A 26202-nucleotide genomic window follows, 5' to 3' on the forward strand; every position below is an offset into this window, starting at 1 on the left:
ATACTTCTGGAGTCACTATGCACAAAGCCCAAGATGCGGTTGCCAAATTAATTAATCATGTAAACCAATCGGTTGTTGGCCAACCTCATGTCGTTAAATCTCTGATTATCGGTTTATTAACCAATGGTCATGTCCTACTTGAAGGCTTACCAGGAACGGCAAAAACACGTTCAATTAAAACGCTAGCGAATGCATTAAATGCGTCGTTTGGTCGAATTCAATTTACTCCAGATTTACTGCCTTCTGATGTAACGGGTACTGAGGTTTATCAAGAGATAAATGGCAAACCTCAATTGCATTTTCAAGCTGGTCCTATTTTTAACAGCATCGTTTTGGCCGATGAAATAAACCGTGCTCCAGCAAAGGTACAAGCAGCATTACTCGAAGCCATGGCTGAAGGCACTATCACAGTCAGTGATACCACCCATACCTTGCCTGAACTCTTTATGGTACTCGCAACACAAAACTCAGTAGAGCAAGAAGGAACTTACCCATTACCAGAAGCACAAATGGACCGCTTTATGATGAAAGTAAGTGTAAGTTATCCCGATGATGAAGCCGAAAAAGAAATCATTCGTTTAGTTCGCTATGAAGAAAGCGAGCAAGCAAATCAATTACAAAAAGAAACCGTAACGATTGATCCAAGAGCTATTTTAGAAGGACGAAAAGAGCTGCCTTTGATACATGTTACTGACATTGCAGAAAACTATATCGTCGCTTTAGTCATGGCAACTCGTCACCCCGAACGTTATCCACAGACTCAATTATCACAATGGATAGACGTTGGCGCTAGCCCTCGAGCTTCTATCGCATTAGACAAATGCGCTCGTGCCCACGCTTGGTTAGAAAACAGAGAACATGTACTTCCCGATGATATTAGAGCGGTTGCTCATTCTGTGTTAGGCCACCGTATTAGCTTAAGCTATGACGCTCTAGCAGATGGAATATCCACACAAGATATTGTGGCAATACTCTTAAACACCGTTGCTATTGGTTAATCCTGATGGATTTAATAAAAAAAAACTCATTAAATAAAACTATAGATCCTAGGATCCATTGCGAACACTCTCAGCTTGTTAAACTGCAAGCTCATATCAATGGATTCTCGTTATTTCCTCATTTAAAAACCAGCCGTTTACTCTCTGGTCGTCACTTATCTGGCTATCGGGGTAGAGGGTTAAACTTTGAAGAACTGCGCCATTATCACATCGGTGATGATATTCGCAACCTCGATTGGAAGGTCACCTTAAGAACAGGTAAGCCTCATGTAAGATCGTATACAGAAGAAAAAGATCACAATATTGTTCTTTGTGTTGATCAGCGTTCAACCATGTTTTTCTCTTCCGTTAATACCATGAAATCTGTTGTTGCAGCAGAGCTTGCGAGCTTATGTGCATGGCGTGTAATTAAAGAAAGTGATCGTGTGGGACTGTTTCTAATTAAAGACGACAATACACAATGGATGTCACCAAAACGCAGTCAAGCTGATATATTACATTATCTCAAACAGCTCGCTTTCGCTAACCAGCAATTAAGCGCAGAAACAAATCATCCCCACCCTATTTCTTTATCTGATGCCCTTCATGATCTTAATCGAAGAAAGCTCAAAGACAGCGTCATTATTATCTTTAGCGATTGGATGAGCATGAGTGAAAAAGACACCTTATTACTGAAACATCTTCAGAAAAATAATGATGTATTAAGCATTTTAATCAGTGATCCGATGGAAAAATCATTAGATGTCAGCTCAACATCAAAATGGGTGCTGAGTAATGGGACACATCAAATCAATTTAGACAAAAAAAGAGACGGCGTAAAAGTAAACCAAAGCCTTGAGAACCATAACCAAAAACGTTGCGATACGTTACGTCATTTAATGGCGATGAAAGGGTTACCTTTTATGGATGTTTCCACTTCTGGAACTCACATTGCTCAGTTTTGTCACTTGTTGAGAAGTAAATAATGACAACTCATACTCCCCCAAGTTCTTATGTTTTAAAAGGACTCATTGATATATCCGTACCAAATTCGATTTCATGGCAACCTCAAACAATGGGTTGGAAAATACTCTTTTTCTTATTAGCGGCACTAACCATATTTTTAATTTATCGTGCAGTAAAGCACTACCACGCCAACCGTTATCGTCGACAAGCCCTTCAAGCACTTGATGTCATCAATAGCGAACGACCCTATCAAGCAATATGTGAACTGTTTTATTTAATAAAATCAGTGGCTATTTATTTAGACCCTAAGAATGCCTCAAAATCAGGAGACGACTTATTACTGTTCTTAATATCAACAAAAACCAATAACTGCATTCATTTTCATTCCGTATTAACCAAACGCGCTTTTAACGAGATCTGGCAACCAGAAGCGGAATGCACCCTCGTCCCTGAGCAAGTTATTGTTCTAATTAATCAATTTAAAGACTGGATTAGTCACCATTCAGTGGTTAACAACACTCAAAATAATGATGGAGTGAAAAATCATGATTAATGTTTCACTTTCTAATATCGAATTAGTGTATCCAATGTGGTTATGGCTATTACCACTCCCTTTATTGATTTCACGTATTGCACCGTCTTATAGAACAAAGCAACAAGCTATTAAAGTCCCTTTCTTTCCGGTATTGATTGATGCTCTCAACATTCCAATCTCTGATGGAGCAAGTCGTCTAACACCAACAAAGTGGCAACGAGGACTATTAATTCTCTCATGGTTACTCATCCTAATCGCATTAACCAAACCAACACTATTAGGTGCACCTCAAACACGCGAGCAAATTGGACGAGATGTCATGGTCGTGGTCGATTTATCAGGCTCAATGGCAGAAAAAGACTTCACTTCAAAAAATGGCAAAAAGATCAGCAGACTGGATGCCGTGAAAGAAGTTCTAACTGAATTCGCAGAAACACGTAAAGGTGATCGCCTTGGTTTAATTCTGTTTGGTGATGCTGCTTTTGTGCAAACACCATTTACCGCCGATCACGATGTTTGGCTCGATTTACTTAATCAAACCCGTGTAGAAATGGCAGGTCAAAGTACTCACCTTGGTGATGCGATTGGCTTAACCATAAAGCGCTTTGAAGACAGTGATATCCCACAACAACTTATACACAACGCACCTCGTGAGAAAGTTGCGATCATCCTCACCGATGGTAATGATACAGACAGTTACGTTCCTCCACTTGATGCAGCAAAAGTTGCAAAAGCAAAAGGCGTTCGACTTCATATGGTAGCTGTTGGAGACCCACAAACTATAGGAGAGCAAGCCCTTGATATGGATACTATTAATACTGTTGCTAATGCATCTGGCGGTCAGGCATTTCAGGCACTGAACAAAGATGAATTAATCAACGCATACCGTGAAATTGGTAAATTAGAGCCTCAGCTTTATCAAAGTACAACTTACAGACCCAAACAAAGTATTCATCAATATCCTATGATGTTGCTCTTGTTATTGCACCTGTTCTTCTTTGGATTTATATCGTGTAAACGCACATGGCAAACTCACGTTCAATCCAAAGGAGATCGCCATGCTTGATCTGCAATTAACCCGTTGGCCTTTGCTCAGCCAAATAATCACTCAATTTCATTTCATTCGCCCATTATGGCTAGTGTCATTGTTGCCATTAGCTGTAATTATTTACCTAAAATGGCGACAAGACACATTAAGTAGCCGACAGAATCAACTGCCACCACATTTGCAAAACGCATTATTAATCGGTGATGACGGTTGGAAAAAACAGCTACCTCTAAAACTATTAACCGTTGTTATGAGCTTTACTATTATTATTTGTGCGGGTCCTACATGGCAAAAAGAACCGTCTCCATTTGGTGAAGATAAAGCGCCTTTATTGATTGTTTTAGATGCTAGCACTTCAATGCTTGAAAAAGATGTTGTACCAAGCCGTTTATCAAGAGCAAAACAAAAAATACAGGATTTATTAACCCTACGAGAAGGCGGAAAAACAGGCCTAATCGTCTATTCAGGCACCGCACACCTTGCGATGCCATTAACGCAGGATTCTGCTGTTTTTGTGCCTTATCTTGCTGCGATAAGTCCTGAAATAATGCCAATTGAAGGAAAATCCGCATACAAAACACTGCCATTAATAAAGCAACAATTGAAGCAATTATCTTCTTCCCAATCCAATACTTCTGGCACCGTTATATTAATAACCGATAGCGTAACAACAAAAGATAATCAAGGGTTCAAAGACTATTTTACTCATTCTTCTAATCAACTGCTCATTCTTGCGGTAGGTGACACCAATAGACCAAGTAATTTCCCCCTCAATATTGACTCTCTTAACGAGTTAAGTCGATTGAGCCATGGAAAAATCACTCAATTGAGCATTGATAACAGCGATGTGACTTGGCTAAATAATCAAATAAAACGTCATATGCAGTTAAGTAATAACTCTGTAATGCCGTGGGAAGATCTTGGTTATTACCTGCTCATTCCCGTTCTGTTGTTAATGTCGTTATGGTTTAGACGTGGATGGTTAGTTCAATGGTGTATGGCTTTTGTATTAGTCAGCAGTATTAGTCTTTATTCACCAATGAGTATGGCAAAAATGGTGTCTAGTAAATCTACAAGCAGCCCTTCACAACAAGTAACAACATTGAACTTATGGGAAAAGACCACACAATGGTGGATGGATTTATGGTTAACCCCAGACCAACAAGGTCAATGGTATTTCAATAAAAATAACTACGCTAAAGCAGCACAGCATTATCAAGACCCATTACATAAAGGCGTCGCATTTTATTATGCGGCAGAATATCAACAAGCTTATGCCGCATTTATGGCAGGGATCCCTGATCTTCAAACTGCATTAGAAAATACCCAGCAAACAAATAATCACCAAGAGGCTAGAGAAGATTCGAACATCGAGGTTTTATTATTTAATACCGCGAATTCACTTGCCAGACAGAGAGAGTATATTGCTGCTCGGGATTTACTTAGCTCCATTGTGAAGCGCTATCCAAACAACAAGCCTGCTAAACATAACCTTAATCTGATACAAAATATGATTGATGAGATTAACCGTTTAAGTGAAAGCCAAGCCAACACAGGTGAACTTGAACAATCGCAAGAACTGCCAGAAAACGAACCTCAAACCGCTGATGGTGCCGATGAACAAGTTCTTCAATCAAAAATAAAGAAACAAACACTCTCAGCAGAGCAAATCTTGGCTAATGAGAAAATAGCGGATAAGTGGTTACGTCGAGTAGAAGCTGATCCTAAATACTTTTTACAAAACAAATTCCACTTACAAACGCTTTCTAAAAAAGGAAATGAATAATGCACCGAGCACACGCATCCCTTTTACTTATGCTTTTCGTAACCAGTTTTTCTCTTTATGCCAAAGAAGAACCAGTACCGACAATGCAAGAATTGATAAACAATAATAAAATTACGCTTACTAGTTGGCTAAGCTCGGAAAGCACAAACTTAGATAAGAAAAGACCAACCGTTATTGCTATTAACCAACCTGTTATTCTGACTATTGATATTGCGACGCCTCGTTGGTTTACTGATGGAACCGTAATTGAAACCATTTCAATCCCAAACCTTATTGCTCAACAACGTAATTTACAAGCAACCAATTATAGCCAGATGGAAGATGAGCAAACTTGGTCGCACCAACGTTGGGAGATTCCTCTTTTTGCTCAGCAATCAGGGCAATTTATCGTGCCATCTATCGGAATCAAGATTACCGTTTCGGTAGCTACAGGGAAAAATGTGCAAGGCGTATTATTTACCTCCCCACATCGTTTTTCAGTTCAGCGCCCAACAGCAAACATGACTCATCCAGATGAATGGATTATTGCACCAGAAGCAGCACTAACCCAAGATTGGCAGGCTTCAACAGCCCAAAAAACTAACGTGGATATTGAAACATCAACATTAACCGTGGGTGATGCAATAACTCGAACCATCACATTAAAAGTGCCCGATTCTCTAGCAATGCTATTGCCACCTTTGCTCCCTGCTACACGAAATAAAGCCATTCTGCGTTATACCGATCCAATTCAACTCAAAGACATCAACAATAGAGGCGAACATACCGCACTTAGAAAAGAATCTGAAACTTATATTCTACAAACTGGTGGGGAAGTAATATTGCCAAGTGTTACGGTTCCATTTTGGAACACCACAACACAACAATCTGAAAAATTAGTATTAGAAGGGAAAACGATACGAGTTAAACATACATTAATCTCGTGGCTAACCGCTTATTGGTCTATTATTTTTTGTTTGTTTTTTATCTCGACGATTATTTATCTATGCATAAAAAAATTAAAAAGCCATTACCAATCTTACCCACTTCCAGATTGGTTATTATTCGCCCTATCCGTTCATAAATCCTCATGGTCAGAAAGTAGATTATATTTATATCGCCGATTATTTAATAAAACGGGACAGCTAGAATTAATAAAATATGCACTCAAAAACAAATCAAAAATAAATAATGAAAAAGTACAAATATCAACTTTAAAAAAATCATCTTTATGGAGAATATGGCTAAGTATTAGAAGGAGAAAGGAAGAAAGAAAAAATGAACAAACATACACATTATGAATATTTATAATTCCTTATACCCATTTTTATTATTCAGCAATTATCAAAAATAAAATGTTTGATTATAAAAAAGTATATTGTTCAAAATTAAAATAAGCGTAAATTAAATTTCATAGACAGACACCAACTTATTATTAACGCTGTTTATTGAAGGATTAATATTATGAGTCATCACAATAGCCAAGAACATCAAGGTTCTCAAAAAGGTCATCAACATACAGCTGAAGCTGAACATGTGAAGATGGAACATCGTTACGGTGAAGAAGTAGAACATAAACATGACCGTGACCATCATGAAGTACGTGATCATGAAAAAAGCCATCCACATACTCAGCACGGTGGTGATCCTGTAGGTCATAAACACCCAGAACAAACTCATGGCGACCGTCATGAACATGACGAACACCGTCATCACAAAACTAAAGAACATGATCATAAAGAGTCATCTCGTGAGCATCATAAAACTTCAACTAAATAATTAATTATTTAAGTTTACGTTTTTATTTGTGATATTTTAAAAGCCGATTTAATCGTGGTAATAATTATATTATCCATTTGAATCGGCTTTTATTTATTTTTGTAATATTATAATTTTATATTTTACTTAATAAGTATGGCGATATAAATTCCAATACCTCTTGCTCACATAAACCAACACTAACTTTAATTCCCGCTTGTTTTAATACATCAATGCCTTTACCACTATTTCTTGGATCAGGATCAAGAGTCGCCACAACAACTCGCATTATTCCCTTTTCAACTAATGTATGCGCACAAGATGGTGTACGACCAACAAATGAGCATGGTTCTAAAGTAACATAAGCTGTCACATCATTAAGTGGTAATCCATAATTTGCTAATGCCATCGCTTCTGCATGATGACACCCCGGCAACTGTGTAAAACCTTCACTGACAATTTTCCCATCTCGCACTAGCACGCATCCAACTGGGGGATTAGGCCGACAACCTGGCAATGCTTGATGTGATAATGCTAATGCTCGTTGCATAAAGCTAATTTCTTGCGCTAATTCTGTCATAACAACTTCACTCTAATGATCACAGAACGCCTATTCTATACTTAAATCATGCTAACCGTTATGTTGACGCCATGAATGATAAATGAATCAGTAACTCACCCTCAATTCAGATGCCGTAGGTTTAAATACCTTTTCTGAATAACATGAGGTTTTTCATGAAACGATTAATAATAACGTTAGCATTATCACTAACACTGCATTCATTCTCAGCATTAGCATCGATGCCAACTACCACCAAGCAGCCACCGTTAACGACTCAACATATGATTGAGTATATCGACCACACTCATCAATTAACGGCCGTAGAAAAAATTCAAACCGACGTAGTGAGTTCAATCAATACCAATAACTATTTACAGATCAATTCTCATAAAGATCCGCATTTAGAACAACAAGAGGTCATACTCCGTCCTAAGAAAAAACACACTAGTAGTTATCAAAGCCATAACTGACAAATATAACTATTAAGATAATAAAATATTATCTTTCCCTAAATACTATCTTCGCCCAGCCTAATTTTGCATCAATCAACTGGGCGAAATTGCCTTTTCTGCATATTTGAAAGATAAAATACCTTATACTCATTATTTGTATACTTTATAGATGTAATTATTGATAAATTAAGTAAAAAATAGCGTCCACAGCATTAATTCATTTAAGGTTCAGAAAAGCTATGTTTTGATACCTATTCGCCAAATAAACCAAGTGCAACGCACTCATTAAAAATAAAAGAACTGACGAGCATTATGTCTACGTTTAAAACGACAGTACTAACCAATTTTGTAAACTACCGCCTTATTAGCCTCTTTGGGCTATCAATCATCACGACTGCTGCCGTATTATCAATTAACACTACATCTTCAACCCACCATAAAGAAGTACAACTACCTTCATTGACAACCCCTCAAGTTGTATTAAAAACACTAACACCGAGTGCCGTTATCAAAGATATTGTGCTACCACCAACTTACTCATACAAAGTTAAAAGTGGCGACACACTCAGCGAGATTTTTGCGCAGTTAAACTTACCGCAAGCTGATGTGAAAGAGATCATGGCAGCTGATTTAAATAGCTTACAAATTGATAACTTACGCCCAAATGATATTTTACGATTTTGGGTAACAGATAGCGATCATCGGTTAAATAAAGTTCAACTACAATTTAATGTTGCGCATATGATTAACTATACGCGTGAGAAAAATAATGACTTTAATGTAAAAGAAATAACTTTACCGGGCATATGGCGCGAAAAAGTTATCAACGGTAATATTTATGGCAGTTTTAGCCTTTCCGCTAAAAAAGCAGGTCTCAATTATAGTGAAATAAATGAAATTATTGCTATCTTCAAAGACAAGTTAAATTTTACACGAGACGTAAAAGCAGGTGATCGCTTTGAAGTTGTTATTAAAGCTAAATATGTTAACAATCAAGCAAGTGGTGATACTGAACTGCAAGCTGTACGCTTATACACCAATAAACAACAGTTCTCGGCTTATTTAAGCAGTGATGGTAATTTTTATGACCAAAATGGTGAAAGTTTACAACAAGCATTTTTACGTTATCCAACCACAAAACGATTCCGTATTAGTTCACAATTTAATCCTTATCGTCGCCATCCGGTTACCGGACGAGTTCAGCCACATAATGGGGTTGATTTTGCAGCACCAACAGGCACACCAGTATTAACAACGGGGGATGGTGTTGTAACACGAGTGATCAATCACCCTTATGCGGGACGTTATGTCGTGATCAAGCACAGTGCTAATTACAGTACCCGCTATCTGCATAATAGTCGTATTCTGGTAAAAGTCGGTCAACGTGTAAAACGAGGCCAAGAAATTGCTTTATCTGGTAGAACGGGCCGCGTTACTGGTCCTCATATTCATTATGAATTATTGGTTCGAGGTAAACCTGTAAATCCATTAACGGCGAATATTCCATTAGCAGCATCAGTTTCACATCAACAAAAGAAAGCCTTTGAACTTGATGTCGCACAATATAATCGTTTAATGCAACAACCGTTAGCGACTAAAGAAAGTAATATTCAAGTCGCTATCAACGAGCCGAAAGATTCGTAATAATCTCTATAAAGGCATTGCTGACTCACAGTAATGCCTTTATTAAACATACCCACAACAATTTCCCTTCCACTTTAGATACACTCTGATACATTTATATTACTTAAAAATCAATTAAACGTGATATTGTTCCTGTTTTAAAATGGACTTAATGATTATTCTCAAGATGTTACAACGCAATCTCAATGCGAAAACATTAATCATCATATCCTAATAGCCCATATACAGGACGTATCTATGGCCACAAAAAATATTCCGTTTGAATTTGCGAATCTAATGGTTGAACCTGGAAACCATGCTAATTGCGAACTTGAAATTGCTCGCCTTTATACTCATTCCCCTTTATCAGTCTCTGTTGATATTCTGCATGGAAAACACCCAGGCCCAGTATTATTAATCAATGCTGCCATTCATGGTGATGAACTCAACGGTATTGAAGTTGTCCGTCAAGTTATTGAAAAAATAGATTTATCAAAACTTCACGGGACAATTATTGCCGTACCCGTTGTTAACGTATTTGGCTTTATTCATAAATCACGTTATTTACCTGATCGTCGTGATCTCAACCGTTGTTTCCCAGGTGCTGAGCGGGGGTCAATTGCAGGCCGCATGGCATATCACTATTTTAATCAAGTTGTACGCCGTGCAACACAGGTGGTTGATTTACATACAGCAGCAATTTACCGTACTAACTTACCACAAATTCGCGCGAACCTTGATAATCCACAAGCGAAAGCAATGGCGATGGCATTTGGCTCTCCTGTAGTGGTTGATGCAAGCCTTCGTGAGGGCTCATTACGTGCCGCAGCCGAAGAATTTAATATTCCCGTGATCACCTTTGAAGCAGGTGAAGCATTGCGTCTTGATCCTCACGCTGTTGGTTCTGGTGTACAAGGGGTATTAAAAGTCATGCAACATCTAGAAATGTTGCGTACTAGCCGAAGTAAAAAAATAATCGAGCCAATGGTGCCAAAAGCAACCCGTTGGATACGTGCTGATTCTGATGGCCTGCTACGTTCACATGTTGCATTAGGTGAAAAAGTAGAGAAAGGTCAAATAATTGCAAGCATCAGTGATCCTGCAGGCAGTAATCAAGCTACAGTTATTGCACCACAAAGTGGTATTGTGATCGGTCAGCAAACATTACCGCTGGTAAACGAAGGTGATGCAATCTTCCATATCGCATTCTTTGAAGAACCTGATGGTTTAGTAGAAGAGCAGGTCGAATCTTATCTTTACGATGCTATCGAAGAACTCGATGATGACTTAAAATGGGGCATGACGAGTTAGCGAATAATTAAATAAAATCAAAAAAGAGAAGCCTAGTTGCTTCTCTTTTATTTATCAACATAATATTCGTTATGTCATTATCACTCAATGACGATATGATTCATAAAGAAACCAAACACGGCGCTCTGTTTCATCAATCCAATTATCAATCATACTCACTGAAGAGAAATCATTGCGTTCATCACATAAAATATGTGCGGCACGAAGTTCAGCGGCTAATTGTTTATTATCTTCACACAACTCAGCAAGCATATCCGCAGGTTCAACAAACTCAGCATCATTATCTAAAATACGCTGCATCCGTGAAATCTCACCAATTGAACGTAGTGTTTGACCACCAATTTTACGCGCACGCTCAGCAATGTCATCAGTCATTGCAAATAACTGTGCACTTTGTTCATCTAACATTAAATGGTAGTCACGGAAGTGCGCACCACTCATATGCCAATGAAAATTCTTGGTTTTCATATAAATAGCAAATACATCAGCTAAAATTGCGGTTAACGCTCCACTAATCTCTTTAGTCGCGTCTACACATAAATCTGTAGGTGTGGCTAGAGGACGAGTAAGGTGTTGTTTAGCATCTTCAATTTGAACTTCATTCAAGATTGTAGTACTCATCGTCTTTTCCTTAATAATAATCCTGTGAACCCAGTTACTATAGCCCACTGTAATTGTATGACAATAGTATTTACCAGCAGATAAATGCAACCTAACTTTACTTTCTTCTCACTTAATAAATGTCATTTAACTTCAGTATAATCAGAGACATTTCTCTTTTTTGACAGTGATCATTAGATAAAATTTGCTTAAATATAATCAGCTGTTTACCCTCTTAAATAGATACTCAATAATACAGGTAAGAAAATGGATAATTCATTTGGATACGCAATTGGTACTCCAGGTATAAAATGGAATGCCACAGAAAAAGCGGCATGGCTGGCACAAACTACTATTAAGCGTAGTTATCTTGAGCAGGTTGTTGCCCATATTCATACCCTAAGTGAAAAGTTCGACGTTGAACAATATGGTGCTTTATCTTACTCACCTGAAAAATATCCTCTGTTTGTAATCAAGACTCGTCATTGGAGTGATACAAAACCAACAATATTGATTACAGGAGGCATTCACGGTTATGAAACCAGTGGTGTGCATGGTGCATTAACCTTTTTGGCACAAAAAGCACAACAATACAGTACTGATTTTAATATTATGGTTGTACCTTGTGTGAGCCCATGGGGATATGAAACGATCAATCGTTGGAATCCTAACACTGTCGATCCCAATCGCTCATTTTATGCCAATAGCCCAGCAGAAGAATCTGCAGCATTAATGAAATTGGTTCAAGCGCAACACACGCATTTTCTTGCTCATCTTGATTTGCATGAGACCACTGATAGCGATGAAAGTGAATTTAGACCTGCACTTGCTGCACGTGACGGTAAAGAATATATCGTAGATATCGTGCCTGACGGTTTTTATGGTGTTGGTGACAGTGAAAATCCTCAAGATGCTTTCCAAAAAGCCATTATTGATTCAGTACGCCATGTTACTCATATTGCGCCAGCAGACAGTGACGGTAATATAATTGGAGAGCCGATTACACAAGAAGGTGTCATTAATTATCCGTTAAAAGCATTAGGACTATGTGCTAGCGTAACTGATGCTAAATATACTTCAACCACAGAAGTCTACCCGGATAGTCCTCGAGTAACAGATCAAGAATGTAATATGGCACAAGTAGCAGCAATTGTAGGTGCGCTTGAGTATCTAAAACGCCATCATTAAGCTATTTTTTTATTCACGGTAAACCGCGCTATACTATTTTTTCAAGTGTAGCGCGAAGGTCTCTATTATGAACATTTACTTTCACACGATGGATTCACCCATCGGATGTTTAACACTGTACTCTACTGACGACGCACTAACAGCAATCCTTTATCAAGACCAAACACCACAACCAGAAACCGCTACCTACATGCCACAGCATCCATTATTAATTGAATGTAAGCAGCAATTACAACAATATTTTGCGGGTACACGCCAACAATTTAATTTACCATTAGCACCTAAAGGCACTGATTTCCAACAGCGAGTATGGCTGTCATTAAGCACAATTCCATATGGTGTGTGTTGGAGTTATCAGCAACTTGCTATCTCAATTGGCAATATTAAAGCATGCCAAGCAGTAGGAATGGCAAACAGTAAAAATCCACTATCCATTATTATTCCATGTCACCGCGTTATCGGTAAAAATGGCAAATTAACCGGCTATGCTGGCGGGCTAGATAAGAAACGATGCTTGTTAGCTCTAGAGCAACAATATGCTTAATTCCAGCCGATGATCCAAGCTTGATCATTTTTTAAATCATGCCAATCAATGTCATACAGTTTATTTGTCATTACTGCTTGAATAACACATTTTTCAACTTGCTGATTATCATTAAATAATACTGTGACTATCTCAAAATGTTTTTCTTTGTTATCCACAACCACTTTCGTCCATTTGCTATGAAGTAATGCTTTTGGGTTTACAGGATTAGTCATTATTAATTTCCTAGCTGAACATTAGACTTCTACCCTAGCATGCTCTTGCGACAACATATATGCTTGCTCTCGTAAAATATTCATTAAACCACCAAGCTGTTGAACCACGATAGATGCTTGGTCAGTGAAAGGTAAGTCCTCACCATTGGTCACTAAACACGATGGCATATTGGCACGATAAGCTGCTTGTAAATCATAAAGATAATCGCCAACATAGAGTATGTTTTGCGGCGCTAATTGCCATTGTTGAATAATATCAAGTAATGCATCTGGCGCAGGTTTGGGAGGAAAATCTTCACGTGAAACAATACGGTTAAATTGCAAGCAATGGTGATCAATCTTTAGCTTTGCTGCTTGAATACAGTTACGTGTAACAACTGCGGTAGATATATTTTGCTGACGCAGATAAGACAATAAAGCGTAACAACCAGGCATAATAGAAGACTGACGTGCATCCATAATTTCATGCTCAACGACTTTATCTTCAAGTTGCTTTCGGTAAGTAGCGTCGGGAACCTTAGCAATATATTGCAATAGATCGACATCAGCCGCACAATTTAATTGTTGACGTAACCAATCAAAATCTAACGCTGAACTGACAAGAGTATTATCTAAATCAAAAATAACACCACGAATAGTATTGCAAGGGATAGGTGTATACATTCCATTCTCTATCATCAATAAAACGATAATAATAGTTTATGGGCATATGCATTATGTAGCAATTAATAGCATTCAATTGAGCGAGTACGATCACGTCTTATTTTTACATCAAACTACTGAAGAAAACAGTAGCTTGATGGTAAACATGCGTATATTACTAACTAAAAAAAGCCAGTAAGTAAACTGACCCTCAATCGTTGGATACCAATTATTGGGGGTCTTTTATTATTTACAGAATGAATGGATTGTTTTGATTACAGTTCAGTATCAATTGGGGTTGAGCGATGGGTATATTCAATATAAAACAAAGTGATAGCAATACATGAGGTTAATGCCAATGCTGGAAATAATGAATATTGGGGAATTGTTTGCATTATAAACCCACCATTCATTGCACCTGAAATTAAAGAACCCCATAAACACAAGTATTGCATCAACCGTTTACGATCACCTTGCCCCACAATAGCCAATGCCAATAAACGACCAATATTAACCAAATATCCAGTAGCATATGTAAGTGGAATTGATTTTTCAATTGTTAATCGTAACGCGATATTCTGCATTCCCATCGCATAACAAAGAATAAAATTAATTGCAAGAAAAGGCAGGTAAGACTCCATAATAATAGCGACTATCAACACCATTGATACTGAAGCCATTACCACACCACGGTAGAACCGTCGTCCAGATAAAGCGATTAATTCACCAGACATGGAACCGATAATAAAAATACCTAAAATGGCAATATAAATGGCTGCACGAGGATAATCATGATAACTCAGCATCATTCCCATATGGGTCGAGTTGCCACTCATGAAAGATGCAAATACTCCGTTTTTAAGGTGTAAAAAGCCAACCGCATCAACAGTACCTGCAACAAACAATAACAAATAGGGCATTAATGATAAAAAGAACCGTCTTTCATTTAACATTTATTATATATATCCGACTATATTTCCATATTATAACTATCAGTAAACCCTTAGCCCTTTATTTGTTTTAAAAGGCTTTTTACTCGTATTTTGGCTATTGTAATTAAACATTCAGCATGGCAAGTAACTTTAGTTTAGTAAAAAATCACACCATAAAAATAATAATATGGCGTAATAAAAACTCTTTTTAAAAACACTAAAATTATATAAATATCATTAAGGAGTTATTTTTTACTTTTAAAACAATAAATTACAGCTAAAGAATATTACAACTATAAAATTAACAGTCAATTCTAATACTGAATTTTTTATAAATAAGAATATTAAGAGGGAGAATAAATAGAAAAAAATGAAGGTAACAACCGCAGAGATATTACCAATAAAAAGAATAAAAGGTGCAATAACATTATGCTATTTTGCTGTTATTACACCTTTTGATTTAACTAATTATGCATTTAACATATCAAGCGCAATGGCTTCAGCAACTTTAATACCATCGATACCCGCAGATAAAATACCCCCTGCGTAACCAGCACCTTCACCACCAGGATATAATCCTTTAGTATTAATACTTTGGAAGTCTTTTCCACGTTTAATTTGTACAGGAGAAGAAGTTCGTGTTTCAACACCGGTTAGCATGCTATCGGCGTTTGAGAAACCTTTGATCTTTTTATTAAACGCAGGTAATGCTTCACGAATCGCTTCAATCGCATAATCAGGCAAACTGCTACTTAGATCAGTAAACTTAACATTTGGCTTATAAGACGGTTCAACATCACCCATTTGGCTAACTGTTTTACCCGCTAAGAAATCACCAACACATTGCGCAGGTGCATCATAAGTGCTACCACCAAGAACATAAGCGTTACGCTCTAACTTACGTTGTAGCGCAATACCTTGCATTGGATCGTTAGCAAAATCTTGTGGTGAAATACCCACTACAATCGCACTGTTTGCATTACGCTCACTACGCGAATATTGGCTCATACCATTAGTTACCACTGATTCAAGCTCTGATGTTGCGGCAACAACAACGCCACCAGGACACATACAAAAGCTATAAACTGAACGACCATTTTTACAATGGTGAACCAATTTATAATCCGCCGCACCTAACAATGGATGGCCTGCATTTTTACCAAAGCGTGCCGCATCAATAGTTTCTTGCTTATGTTCAATACGGAAACCAACAGAAAATGATTGCGCTTCAAGGTGAACACCTTTGTCATGCAACATCTTAAAGGTATCACGTGCACTATGACCAATCGCTAATGCAACGTGCTTTGACGGGATCACTTCACCTGTCGATAACGTAACGCCAGAGACTTGGCTATCTTCAATATTGATTTCTTCAACGCGAGTTTCAAAACGAATCTCACCGCCAAGTTCAATAATTTTACGACGCATCTTCTCAACCATCGTTACCAATTTGTAGGTACCAATGTGAGGTTTGCTAACATAAATAATTTCAGCGGGTGCGCCCGCTGCAACAAATTCTTGTTTTACTTTAAGACCAAGGAAACGAGGATCTTTTACTTGGCTATATAGTTTACCGTCAGAGAATGTACCTGCACCACCTTCACCAAATTGCACATTTGATTCAGTGTTTAGCTCACGTGTACGCCAAAAACGGAAAGTATCTTTCGCGCGTTCATGCACTGATTTTCCGCGTTCTAGAATAATAGGCTTGAATCCCATCTGCGCCAGAATAAGGCCAGTGAACAAGCCACACGGTCCCATGCCAATAACAATTGGGCGCTCAGTCATGTTTTCAGGCGCTTGAGTTACATATTTATAGCTCGTATCTGGTGATGCTTTCACATGATGATCGTTAGCAAACGTCGTTAGTAATTGCTCTTCATCAACGTCTTTTAAAGTGATATCTAAAGTATAAATCAGATAGATATCATTCTTTTTACGGGCATCATAACCACGTTTAAAGATATGAATATCAACTAGTTGGTCTTTATTTATCGATAACTTGTTGATGACAAAATCATGTAAAGCTACTTCACTATGATCTAACGGTAATTTAACTTCATTAATACGTATCATTAAGTCCACTAACTCGATTGGAAATGCAATAAAATATCTCGGAGAGAATAAACCTAGCCGCAGATAGTGGCAGATTTATACCTTAGCCAAGTATTATCTCACAGACTTTAGTGTTTATCCCAATATTTGCATTATATTCCTATCTAAAACGCCACCATAAAAACAGAATCAAACCTATAAAATAAAAAAAGGCTTATGCCATATGATATAAATATCAGCATAAACCTTATTTTTTAATGAGCTGTATTAATTACAAGTCATTATTTTATTAGCTGACAACGGCCAAATGTTTGTAGGTTGTGAAAGTTAGGTTTAGGTGTTTTGGGATCTATCCATGTCATCCACCCCATATCCAATTTTCCATCCGCTTGTTGCGTGAACTCTGCCCGCATCAAAGCACACAATAATTGTGTTTGTTGTTTATTCTGCCACAGCGATAAATCAGTTAATGTTTGTAGCGGTAATTTACCTTCAACGATATAACCGCTATCGGTTAAACTTGCTTTGGTTTCTAAGCCTTTCCATGTCCAATTACTGTCTAATGATGCCCGTTTTTTATTGACCATGTCATAGCTGGCTTCTGCACTAAACACGCGTGCTTTAGGATCAATTTCCATGGTGTAATAACGCGATAATTGCGCATCTTTGGCAAGGAAAATTTCTACTCGATCAGAATCTAAAATAGCACGCTCAGGATCAGTCCCAATCGCTACATTTGCATCCACCACTGTATATTGAAAATAGAGTGAATCTGCGTTCCACACTGCTTTAAATTCTGTTGCAGGCGCGGGAGTATCACGCCAAGGGAAAGTAAAATCAGTTAACTTTTGAGCTGATTTCCATTCATTATCATGGGCAATACCATCAATAACAGGAGCAACCTTGGCATGATTAATATTATATACCGCAGCCACGGAGGCACCTGTTTCAGCAACTACGTTATAACTTGCCATACTCGCCGTCACTGCGGCAGCTATGATAACTAATTTATTCATTCCAATATCCTTATTTATTGTTTTTAGTTAATCCACAATGAATCAGAAAAAAAGCCGATCTAACACGTAAATCGGCTTGAACTTACCTGACTTTCAACTTATTACATTGACGTTATTGTTATTTATTCGACTAGCTCAACGACAGCGGTTGCGGCTAATAAAAATGCGCCAGCACCGTAATCAATATTATGTTCAAAGGCGACATCACGCGGATTAAATGCAGGTAACTGTACCCAACCGATCATGCCATTATCGTGAATACAACTTTGCAGTGCCGTCCATGAGGTTTCAACTACTGGCAGGTATATTTCAGCATCAAGATGACCGTGCTTAATTCCCCACGCTAAGCCGTAACAGAACAACGCCGTGGCACTGCTTTCTGGGGCGGGGAAATTTTCAGGATCAAGTAAACTTGTACGCCAAAAACCATCAGCTTGTTGATATTTAATTACTTCTGCAGCAAGTGAGGTAAACAACGCTAAATATTTTTCACGCTGCGGATAATCTTCAGGCATACGGGCTAATAAACGTGGCACAGCAGCTAATACCCAACCAATACCACGACTCCAGAAAACTTTATTACCGTTAGCTTCACGTAGTTCACCACCATTACCATCAGGAATATAACGATAATCACGGTAAAATAAACCCGTTTCAGGATCGAGTAGATGATCTACCGAATCCCAAAATGCGGTATTCATATAATCAAGGTATTTAGGATCCCCCGTACGTTGGGTTAGTGCAGCAAATGCTGGCGGGGCCATAAATAAGGAATCACACCACCACCAATCTTTACGACCAGCTTGTGGACTATCAACCATAATATCTAACGCTTTAATGGTTGGCTCTAACGCTTCAATTTGATCAATTAATGGATAAACATCAAGGTAGGCTTGGCAGCAAATATGATCATCAGCAAAACGCTCATTCGGACCAGATCTAAAACCAGTATGAAGGGTATAATTCATTACGCCATCAAGGTATTCATTATCATCTGTTGCTAACCATGCTGCAGAGACACATGACCAAAATACGCCACGCTCCCAGTCAGTATCTTTAATAAAACGGGTTTTACCGCTGCGACGGACCACACTGCGGGTTTGATTTTGTGCTTGGTAACGATAAACACGCTTCATTGCCGTTAAAATCGTTTCTTTTGAACCTAATGCTGCCATGATCTGCTCTCCTTAGCGTGCTAACCAACCACCATCAACAGCGATGGTGTAACCATTAATATAATCACTCGCACTTGATGCTAAAAAGACCGCAGGGCCTTCTAAATCAGACGGTAATCCCCAGCGATTAGCTGGAATACGCTCTAAAATTGCCGCATTACGATCAGCGTCGGCACGTAGTGCTTCAGTGTTATCTGTCGCCATATAACCTGGAGCAATCGCATTAACATTAATATTATATTCAGCGAGTTCAGTTGCTAATGCGCGGGTTAACCCCATAACTGCAGATTTACTTGCGGTGTATGACGGTACGCGAATACCACCTTGGAAAGATAACATTGAAGCGATATTTATGATTTTGCCGCCATTACCTTGTTCAACAAAACGTTTAGCAACCGCTTGTGATAAGAAGAACAGTGTTTTTTGGTTAATATTAATCACATCATCCCAATCACTTTCAGAAAATTTAAGTAGATCTTGACGACGAATAATGCCAGCGTTGTTAATTAAAATATCAACATGCCCCATCACTTCTACTGCTTCTGCAACGATGCTTTCAAGCTTATCTTGCTGCATTAAGTTAGCGGTAATGTAATGAAATTTACGTCCTAATGCTTCTACTTGTACTTGAGTTTCAGGCGCTGCTTGATGACCAATCCCAACAATATCAGCCCCTGCTTTTGCAAGTCCTAGTGCCATACCTTGACCAAGACCTGTATTACAACCAGTCACAATCGCAACTTTACCGCTTAAATCAAACATATTCATCGAGTTCTATCCTTGTATAGTAACGCTAACAATAGTGGCCAGCGTTACCAGCTAAATTGATTAATGATCAGCCACAGTAGCTTATTTAAGATCGCTCATCGCGACATGATCCATATCGTGGAAGGTTTGGTTTTCACCCACCATGCCCCAAATAAAGGTATACGCTGCAGTACCAACACCGGAGTGAATTGACCAACTAGGACTAATCACAGCTTGTTCATTGCGTACCACAATATGGCGCGTTTCTTGAGGCTCACCCATGTAATGGAACACGATGTTGTCTTGGCTCATATCAAAATATAAATACACTTCCATGCGACGCTCATGGGTATGACATGGCATAGTGTTCCACAAACTACCTGCAGCGAGTTCCGTCATGCCCATTAATAACTGACAGGTTGGTAACACTGATGGGTGTAAGTACTTATAAATAGTACGAACATTACAGTTTTCTTGACTACCAATTTGCTCTGGCGAGGCTTCTTCACGGGTAATCTTACGGGTTGGGTAACAGTGATGAGCAGGGGCACAATTTAAGTAAAAACGTGCAGGTTGCTCGGCAATCACACTTTCAAACCGAATATCTTTAGCGCCCATACCAACATAAATAGCTTCACGTGAACCAATCTCAAAAGTTTCACCATCAACAATCACTAACCCTGGTGCACCGATATTGATCACACCTAATTCGCGACGTTGTAAAAAGTAATCAACCCCAATTTCTTTACCGCCTTCAAACTCGATAGCGGTTGTGGTCGGCACTGCAGCCCCCACAATAATGCGATCGATATGGCTGTAAGTAAGGTTGATCTCACCTTCTTGAAACATATTTTCAATTAAGAATTGCTCACGAATACCCGCAGTATCTAATTGCTTGGCATGCTGACTATGAATTGGTTGACGAATTTCCATGAAAAACCTCTTAAATCATTACATTATTCAGTACCCACACCACAAAAATACGGCATAAACACTGACGAAGTATTGCTATTAATTTGATGCTGGGTAATACCATTCACCATCAATTAACGTTGCTTGAATTTCAAATTGTGTATTAAGTACGGCAAAACTGGCGTTATATTTAGGAGCGATAGCACCTAGTTGATCGTCAATCCCCAAATACTTTGCAGGGACTGAGGTTGCCATCTGGATTGCTTCCCATTCAGGTACATTGGCTAACAAAATCATATTGCGAATAGCTTGATCTAAACTGCAAGTGCTTCCCGCTAATGAACCATCATCAGTACGAGCTTCACCATTAGTAACGGTTACCATCTGCGCACCAAGTTGGTACTTACCATCATTAAGACCACCAGCACGCATACAATCAGTGATTAATGCCATACCTTGGTAGCCCTTGATACGATAAGAAAGTTGCATCATTACAGGGTGAACATGAATACCATCAGCAATCAGTTCAACTAACATATCGTGATAAAGCACAGCCCCTGCACAACCCGGTTCACGATGATGCAAACCACTCATGCCGTTAAATAAATGCACTCCACAATCAGCACCGTGTTGATGCGCTTGGGTCACTTGTTCAAAATTGGCATTAGTGTGTGCTACTGAAGTTTTTATACCGTTATCGGTTAACCATTGAATAGCTTCATTAGCACCATCATATTCAGGAGCAAGGGCTACGCGTAATAATGAATCTGCAGCAACTTCTTTTAATTCTGCTAACGCCGCAATGGTTGGCGCGGTTAAATATTGAGTTGGGTGTGAACCTCGGTGTGTGGCTGTAAAGTAAGGTCCTTCAAGAAAGCTGCCTAATAACCTTGCACCTGATTGTTGCGGTTGCTCACAAAAATGACGAACTTGCTGTAAAGCAGACACAATGTCTAACCATGGTGCGGTTACTGTGGTTCCAACCCATGCCACCACCCCCGTCGCTGGCAATGCTTGGGCTATGGTTTGTAACGCTGCTGGCGTTGCATCCATAACATCAGCGCCTGCACGACCATGAATATGAATATCAATAAAACCAGGAACTAATGTTTGGTCTTCTAATTCAATCACTTCACAATCGAGAGGTCGGCTATCAGTAACGCTTTCAATCTTACCGTTATTCACGACTACATAGTGGTTATAACGGATCCCAGAAGGAGTGAATACTCGTTGCGGATGAAGTGCAAAGCGCATAATTACAGCCCGTCTTCACATTCAAATTCAGTCGGCTGCGCCATCATACTATTAAGCTCACGACGCATGTCTTTCATGCATGACATACCAATATCAAGCAGCGTATCAACAAGCTCGGTTAAATCAGCATCATCACGTTCAAAAGCAGCATTGGCGATCATCGGTAAATTAGCGCCACCAATAAGTTCAATATTCGGGGTATCCATCAATATTGCTAACGCACGATTAGCAGGGGAACCGCCAGGAATATCAGTTAAAAACAACACGCCATCGCCACTATCTACATCAGCAGCTGCTTGACGTAATGCAAGTTCTAACTCATCAGTAGACATAGTTTCAACAAAATCTACATACGTCATTTGCTGTTGCTCACCCGCGATAGCACGAACAGCCGATTCCATACCCGATGCAAAGTTAATATGACCTGAAACAACGATACCAATCATGATTCTTTCCTTGAAAATAAGGGGGAGCACCGTCCCCCTTGATATTATTGATGATGACTCTCATCACCACTAAGCAATGGTCTTATTACAAAATACCCAGCATATGACCAACAACACCTGCCGCTAGTGTGCTGAAAATCAACACTGGCGGTTTAGCCCAGAACCCTGTGCCTTTCACCATTTTGAGCATGAAGAACACCAGCATCAGTGGCAGAATATTTGGCATCACCTTGTCAAATAATGCGGTCTGCAAGTCCACCACTTTTCCCCCCAGTTCGAGACTGAGGGTGGTCTGCACTTTAATAAAGGTCGCAGAGAGCGCACCAATAACAAAGATACCCATAATATTGGCGGCTTTTGCCAACTTTTCAGTTGAATCGCTCATGTTAACCATCGCGGCAGTACCCGCTTTGTAACCCATGAACATCAAACCAAAGTAAACGGCAAAGTGAACAATTTGGTACAAGAAGAAGAACACAAATGGACCTGCAATCGAGCCTTCCATTGCAATTGACGCACCTAACGCTAGGGTTAATGGCATCAATGTCATGTGGTCGATGGCATCACCGATACCGCCAGTTGGTCCCATGCCAGCAACTTTCATTACGTTAACCGTTGATGGTTTTTCTTTGTTTTCTTCCATCGCAATCGCTGTACCTAATAAGAAGGTAAACAGCTTAGGTGAAGCATTGAAAAACTGAAGGTGGTTCTTTAATGCTTTGGCTAAATCGGCTTTGTTATCACCGTGAATTTTTTTCAGTGCTGGAATAATTGAGTAAGCAAAACCACCCGCTTGCATACGTTCAAAGTTAAAGTTACCTTCCATAAATAGACCGCGGATAGAACACATCCAAAGGTCTTTCTTAGTGATCACTTTACGTGGCGTGGTATCTTCATACGCATCGATATCATCAACCAAACTTACATGTTCTTCCGTGTTTTTATCGCGAAGTGTTCCCGCAGTGATATCAGATGCCATCTTCAAATTCCCCAGGTTGATTGTTGTTAGAGCCGCCGTTGTTTGAACCGCTAAAGAAGTAGTACAGTGCTGCAATTGAGGCGCCGATAATCGCGACAGCCATAATTGGTAGTTTTAAGTAAGTTGTCATTACAAAGCCAATGAAGAACACCCCAGCCACTTCTTTTGACCACATAATTTTCAACAACATAGCGAAACCAATCGCAGGAACCATCTTGGCACCAATACCTAAACCTGTTAGCAGTGCTTTGGGTGCGTTTTCATCAATCCAAGTTGCAGCATGCTCTCCAAAGTAAACGGTTACAAAAGCAACTGAGGCATACAACATCGCACGTAATAATATTGTGACAATTAACAGTTTATCGATACCCGCAGAATCTCCACGCTCTGCAAAGCGATCCGCTTTACCCATTGTGAATGATGTCATTGCGAAGAAGCCAATAACCAACATTTGCATCATTACTGCAATCGGCATACCGACGCCCATTGCCACTTCTGCTGACTGACCCGTCATTACTGCAAAAGCAACCGCAGCAATCGTACCTAACGTTACATCTGGTGGCTGAGCCCCCGCGTTAGGCACTAAACCTAACCAAGCAAGTTCTAATGTCGCACCAGCAATCAAACCAATTTGCATGTCACCCATGATCAAGCCCACAACCGGACCTGTAATAAGCGGACGGTGAATATTCAATGCAACATCGTATTTATCGATACCACAAAAGAAAGCCCACACCGCTACTAACGCAGCTTCAAAAAACATGATTTATTCCTTTTTACACGTTTGGCGTTTGACTATCGCGATTTAAGCAGCGCTGGTAGCCAGTTCAAGTACATCGATTGGTTTCTGATCAGGCGTATTTTGAATAGTACAAGTTACTCCTTTCGCGACCATGCGTTCAAAAGCGTTAATGTCTTTATCATCGACAGAAACTGTCTTATTAATCTGACGCTTACCTTCGTGATAATGCATATTACCAACGTTGCAATGAGTAATAGGCACCCCACCTTCGACTAAACGCGCCACATCAGTTGGGTTATTACACAACACAAAAATCTTTTGTTGCGGAGAAGCTTTACCTATAACATCAATTGTTTTTTGGATTGAGAAGAAACGTACTGCGTATTCTCCCCCTGCTGATGCTTTCATACCTGCTTGCATAAAAGCCGCATTTGGGCCTTCAGCTGCATCATCATTGGCAACCAAAATAAGGTTAGCGCCTGAATGTTTACCCCAAGTAATACGAATTTGACCATGTAGCAAACGTTCATCAATTCGTGTCCATACAATGTTTGGCGTTGTCATGATTGTTCTACCTTTCGTAATTATTTCAAATAATCATATAAATAATGGATAGTAACTCCTTGTACTACACGGTTAACTTCGCCAGTAGGACATGGGTTATCAGGTGTATTTCCTAGTGCAAGTGCGCGATGGAACGCGTACATTTGCGCATACAGCATATAAGGAAAAAGTAATTCAACATCTGTCGCGGTTTCCATGCCAGGGACATGAATAACATCAGCACTTGCTTCAATCTCATCCACTTGCGCTGTAATCGCTACCACTCGAGCTGCAATATTATCGCGACAAAGTTCAGTTAACAGATCTAAGTCATATTTACGGGTATATGGGTCGTTACTTATGAACACCACAATCATCGTATTTTGATTCACAATAGATTTGGGTCCATGGCGGAACCCTAATGGAGAATCAAATGTTGCAACGACTTTACCTGAAGTTAGTTCAAGTAATTTCAATGCCGATTCTTGGGCTAAGCCTTGTAAACCACCACTGCCTAAATAAATAACCCGTTCAAGTTCTTGATTAGCAGTATCCTTTATTTTGGTATTTAAATCTTTGATCAAACCCACAGAACACTTACAAATGCTTTCGATATCTTTCGTGTAATCGTTGCCATACATTAGAACCGAAAAAGCTGCTACCATCATTGATGAAAAACTTGATGTCATGGCAAAAGATTGATCATTGGTTTCTGCTGGCATTAGTAATGCAAATGATTGCTTATCATTTTCGCAACACTTATATAACTTTCCATCTGCATTACAGGTCAACACTAGGTGGAAACATTCCGTTAAGGTTTGATTAGCAAGCTCAACCGCAGCCACACTTTCAGGACTATTACCAGAGCGCGCAAACGACACTAATAACGTTGGAATATTTTCAGCAAAACACTGGCTAGGATTAGAAACAATATCAGTGGTTGAGATAGCTTCTACACGACGTTGTAAACGCTGAGAAAGGCCTAATGCTAATGAACGACCAGCGAATGCTGACGTACCCGCCCCGGTTAAAACAATGCGTAAATTAGAGTAACCATAAACCTTATCCATAAAGCATTTAATTTGCGCTTCACACTCACGCGTAATTGCCGCTGTTTGCGCCCAACAATCAGGTTGCTGGTTGATTTCTTTCGCGGTCCAATACCCCGAGAAACGTTGAAGTTCAGCTGCTGAATAACCTAAATATTGTTCCATG

The 26202-nt window shown here is 39.2% G+C and carries 28 protein-coding genes; 12 read left to right on the forward strand and 16 right to left on the reverse strand.

Annotated elements, in window-relative coordinates; all coding sequences use genetic code 11:
* Positions 1–17 precede the first annotated feature (17 nt).
* From OC457_RS16980 to OC457_RS17010, 7 genes are all read left to right on the forward strand, one after another.
* Complete coding sequence (locus tag OC457_RS16980; RefSeq protein WP_080174608.1) at positions 18–998, forward strand: AAA family ATPase; 981 nt, start codon at positions 18–20, stop codon at positions 996–998.
* A gap of 5 nt (positions 999–1003) precedes the next feature.
* Positions 1004–1963, forward strand: a complete 960-nt coding sequence (locus OC457_RS16985) for a DUF58 domain-containing protein (protein ID WP_080174609.1) — start codon at positions 1004–1006, stop codon at positions 1961–1963.
* Positions 1963–2496, forward strand: a complete 534-nt coding sequence (locus tag OC457_RS16990) for a DUF4381 domain-containing protein (RefSeq protein ID WP_080174610.1) — start codon at positions 1963–1965, stop codon at positions 2494–2496. Before OC457_RS16985 ends, OC457_RS16990 begins: the two co-directional genes overlap by 1 nt.
* A complete protein-coding gene (locus OC457_RS16995; RefSeq protein ID WP_080174611.1) occupies positions 2489–3544 on the forward strand; it encodes a vWA domain-containing protein in 1056 nt (351 codons plus the stop codon). The genes OC457_RS16990 and OC457_RS16995 overlap by 8 nt, the downstream gene beginning before the upstream one ends.
* Entirely contained in the window at positions 3537–5312 is a 1776-nt protein-coding gene (locus tag OC457_RS17000) for a vWA domain-containing protein (RefSeq protein ID WP_080174612.1), read from the forward strand. Before OC457_RS16995 ends, OC457_RS17000 begins: the two co-directional genes overlap by 8 nt.
* Entirely contained in the window at positions 5312–6592 is a 1281-nt protein-coding gene (locus tag OC457_RS17005) for a BatD family protein (protein ID WP_080174613.1), read from the forward strand. Before OC457_RS17000 ends, OC457_RS17005 begins: the two co-directional genes overlap by 1 nt.
* Positions 6593–6755: 163 nt before the next feature.
* Complete coding sequence (locus OC457_RS17010) at positions 6756–7070, forward strand: cation diffusion facilitator family transporter (RefSeq protein WP_080174614.1); 315 nt, start codon at positions 6756–6758, stop codon at positions 7068–7070.
* Between the two features lie 115 nt (positions 7071–7185).
* On the opposite strand, the gene OC457_RS17015 is transcribed toward OC457_RS17010, so the two are convergent.
* On the reverse strand, positions 7186–7629 hold the full coding sequence (locus tag OC457_RS17015; protein WP_080174615.1) for a bifunctional diaminohydroxyphosphoribosylaminopyrimidine deaminase/5-amino-6-(5-phosphoribosylamino)uracil reductase RibD: 444 nt from the start codon (positions 7627–7629) through the stop codon (positions 7186–7188).
* Between the two features lie 155 nt (positions 7630–7784).
* On the opposite strand from OC457_RS17015, the gene OC457_RS17020 reads away from it, so the two are divergent.
* The 3 genes from OC457_RS17020 (at position 7785) to OC457_RS17030 (ending at position 10997) form a co-directional block, all read left to right on the forward strand.
* On the forward strand, positions 7785–8081 hold the full coding sequence (locus OC457_RS17020; protein WP_080174616.1) for a hypothetical protein: 297 nt from the start codon (positions 7785–7787) through the stop codon (positions 8079–8081).
* Between the two features lie 294 nt (positions 8082–8375).
* Positions 8376–9707 carry a peptidoglycan DD-metalloendopeptidase family protein gene (locus OC457_RS17025; protein ID WP_080174617.1) on the forward strand — a complete coding sequence of 444 codons (1332 nt, stop codon included), beginning with the start codon at positions 8376–8378 and terminating at the stop codon, positions 9705–9707.
* A 237-nt stretch (positions 9708–9944) separates the two neighbouring features.
* Complete coding sequence (locus OC457_RS17030) at positions 9945–10997, forward strand: succinylglutamate desuccinylase/aspartoacylase family protein (protein ID WP_080174618.1); 1053 nt, start codon at positions 9945–9947, stop codon at positions 10995–10997.
* 84 nt (positions 10998–11081) lie between these two features.
* Here OC457_RS17030 and OC457_RS17035 read toward each other — a convergent pair whose 3' ends face one another.
* Positions 11082–11618 (reverse strand): Dps family protein, encoded by a 537-nt coding sequence (locus tag OC457_RS17035; RefSeq protein WP_080174619.1) that lies wholly within the window; start codon positions 11616–11618, stop codon positions 11082–11084.
* A gap of 246 nt (positions 11619–11864) precedes the next feature.
* Between OC457_RS17035 and OC457_RS17040 the strand changes: the two genes are divergently transcribed.
* On the forward strand, positions 11865–12785 hold the full coding sequence (locus tag OC457_RS17040) for a M14 family metallopeptidase (protein WP_080174620.1): 921 nt from the start codon (positions 11865–11867) through the stop codon (positions 12783–12785).
* A 67-nt stretch (positions 12786–12852) separates the two neighbouring features.
* A complete protein-coding gene (locus OC457_RS17045) occupies positions 12853–13329 on the forward strand; it encodes a methylated-DNA--[protein]-cysteine S-methyltransferase (RefSeq protein ID WP_080174621.1) in 477 nt (158 codons plus the stop codon).
* Here OC457_RS17045 and OC457_RS17050 read toward each other — a convergent pair.
* From OC457_RS17050 to OC457_RS17115, 14 genes are all read right to left on the reverse strand, one after another.
* Positions 13326–13544, reverse strand: a complete 219-nt coding sequence (locus OC457_RS17050; protein WP_080174622.1) for a TIGR02450 family Trp-rich protein — start codon at positions 13542–13544, stop codon at positions 13326–13328. The genes OC457_RS17045 and OC457_RS17050 overlap by 4 nt on opposite strands.
* A 21-nt stretch (positions 13545–13565) precedes the next feature.
* Positions 13566–14207 (reverse strand): HAD family hydrolase, encoded by a 642-nt coding sequence (locus OC457_RS17055; protein ID WP_080174623.1) that lies wholly within the window; start codon positions 14205–14207, stop codon positions 13566–13568.
* Between the two features lie 254 nt (positions 14208–14461).
* Positions 14462–15139 (reverse strand): YoaK family protein, encoded by a 678-nt coding sequence (locus tag OC457_RS17060; protein WP_080174624.1) that lies wholly within the window; start codon positions 15137–15139, stop codon positions 14462–14464.
* 447 nt (positions 15140–15586) lie between these two features.
* Positions 15587–17194, reverse strand: coding sequence for an NAD(P)/FAD-dependent oxidoreductase (locus OC457_RS17065; protein WP_080174625.1), 1608 nt, complete (start codon positions 17192–17194; stop codon positions 15587–15589).
* A 260-nt stretch (positions 17195–17454) separates the two neighbouring features.
* Entirely contained in the window at positions 17455–18189 is a 735-nt protein-coding gene (locus tag OC457_RS17070; RefSeq protein WP_080174626.1) for a carbohydrate-binding family 9-like protein, read from the reverse strand.
* Between the two features lie 122 nt (positions 18190–18311).
* Positions 18312–19364, reverse strand: coding sequence for a glycoside hydrolase family 88/105 protein (locus OC457_RS17075; protein WP_080174627.1), 1053 nt, complete (start codon positions 19362–19364; stop codon positions 18312–18314).
* Between the two features lie 12 nt (positions 19365–19376).
* Positions 19377–20132: a 2-dehydro-3-deoxy-D-gluconate 5-dehydrogenase KduD gene (kduD, locus tag OC457_RS17080; RefSeq protein WP_080174628.1), complete on the reverse strand. Its 756-nt coding sequence runs from the start codon at positions 20130–20132 to the stop codon at positions 19377–19379.
* Positions 20133–20213: 81 nt separating this feature from the next.
* A complete protein-coding gene (gene kduI, locus OC457_RS17085) occupies positions 20214–21044 on the reverse strand; it encodes a 5-dehydro-4-deoxy-D-glucuronate isomerase (protein WP_080174629.1) in 831 nt (276 codons plus the stop codon).
* 78 nt (positions 21045–21122) lie between these two features.
* Positions 21123–22277, reverse strand: coding sequence for an N-acetylglucosamine-6-phosphate deacetylase (nagA, locus tag OC457_RS17090; protein WP_080174630.1), 1155 nt, complete (start codon positions 22275–22277; stop codon positions 21123–21125).
* Between the two features lie 2 nt (positions 22278–22279).
* Complete coding sequence (agaF, locus tag OC457_RS17095) at positions 22280–22723, reverse strand: PTS galactosamine/N-acetylgalactosamine transporter subunit IIA (RefSeq protein WP_080174631.1); 444 nt, start codon at positions 22721–22723, stop codon at positions 22280–22282.
* Positions 22724–22808: 85 nt separating this feature from the next.
* Complete coding sequence (locus OC457_RS17100; protein ID WP_080174632.1) at positions 22809–23702, reverse strand: PTS system mannose/fructose/sorbose family transporter subunit IID; 894 nt, start codon at positions 23700–23702, stop codon at positions 22809–22811.
* Complete coding sequence (gene agaW, locus OC457_RS17105) at positions 23692–24465, reverse strand: PTS N-acetylgalactosamine transporter subunit IIC (protein ID WP_080174633.1); 774 nt, start codon at positions 24463–24465, stop codon at positions 23692–23694. Before agaW ends, OC457_RS17100 begins: the two co-directional genes overlap by 11 nt.
* A gap of 42 nt (positions 24466–24507) precedes the next feature.
* Positions 24508–25008: a PTS N-acetylgalactosamine transporter subunit IIB gene (gene agaV, locus OC457_RS17110; protein ID WP_080174634.1), complete on the reverse strand. Its 501-nt coding sequence runs from the start codon at positions 25006–25008 to the stop codon at positions 24508–24510.
* A 20-nt stretch (positions 25009–25028) separates the two neighbouring features.
* Positions 25029–26201, reverse strand: a complete 1173-nt coding sequence (locus OC457_RS17115) for an SIS domain-containing protein (RefSeq protein WP_080174635.1) — start codon at positions 26199–26201, stop codon at positions 25029–25031.
* Position 26202 lies beyond the last annotated feature (1 nt).

Source organism: Photobacterium toruni (genome assembly GCF_024529955.1).
Taxonomy (GTDB): domain Bacteria; phylum Pseudomonadota; class Gammaproteobacteria; order Enterobacterales; family Vibrionaceae; genus Photobacterium; species Photobacterium toruni.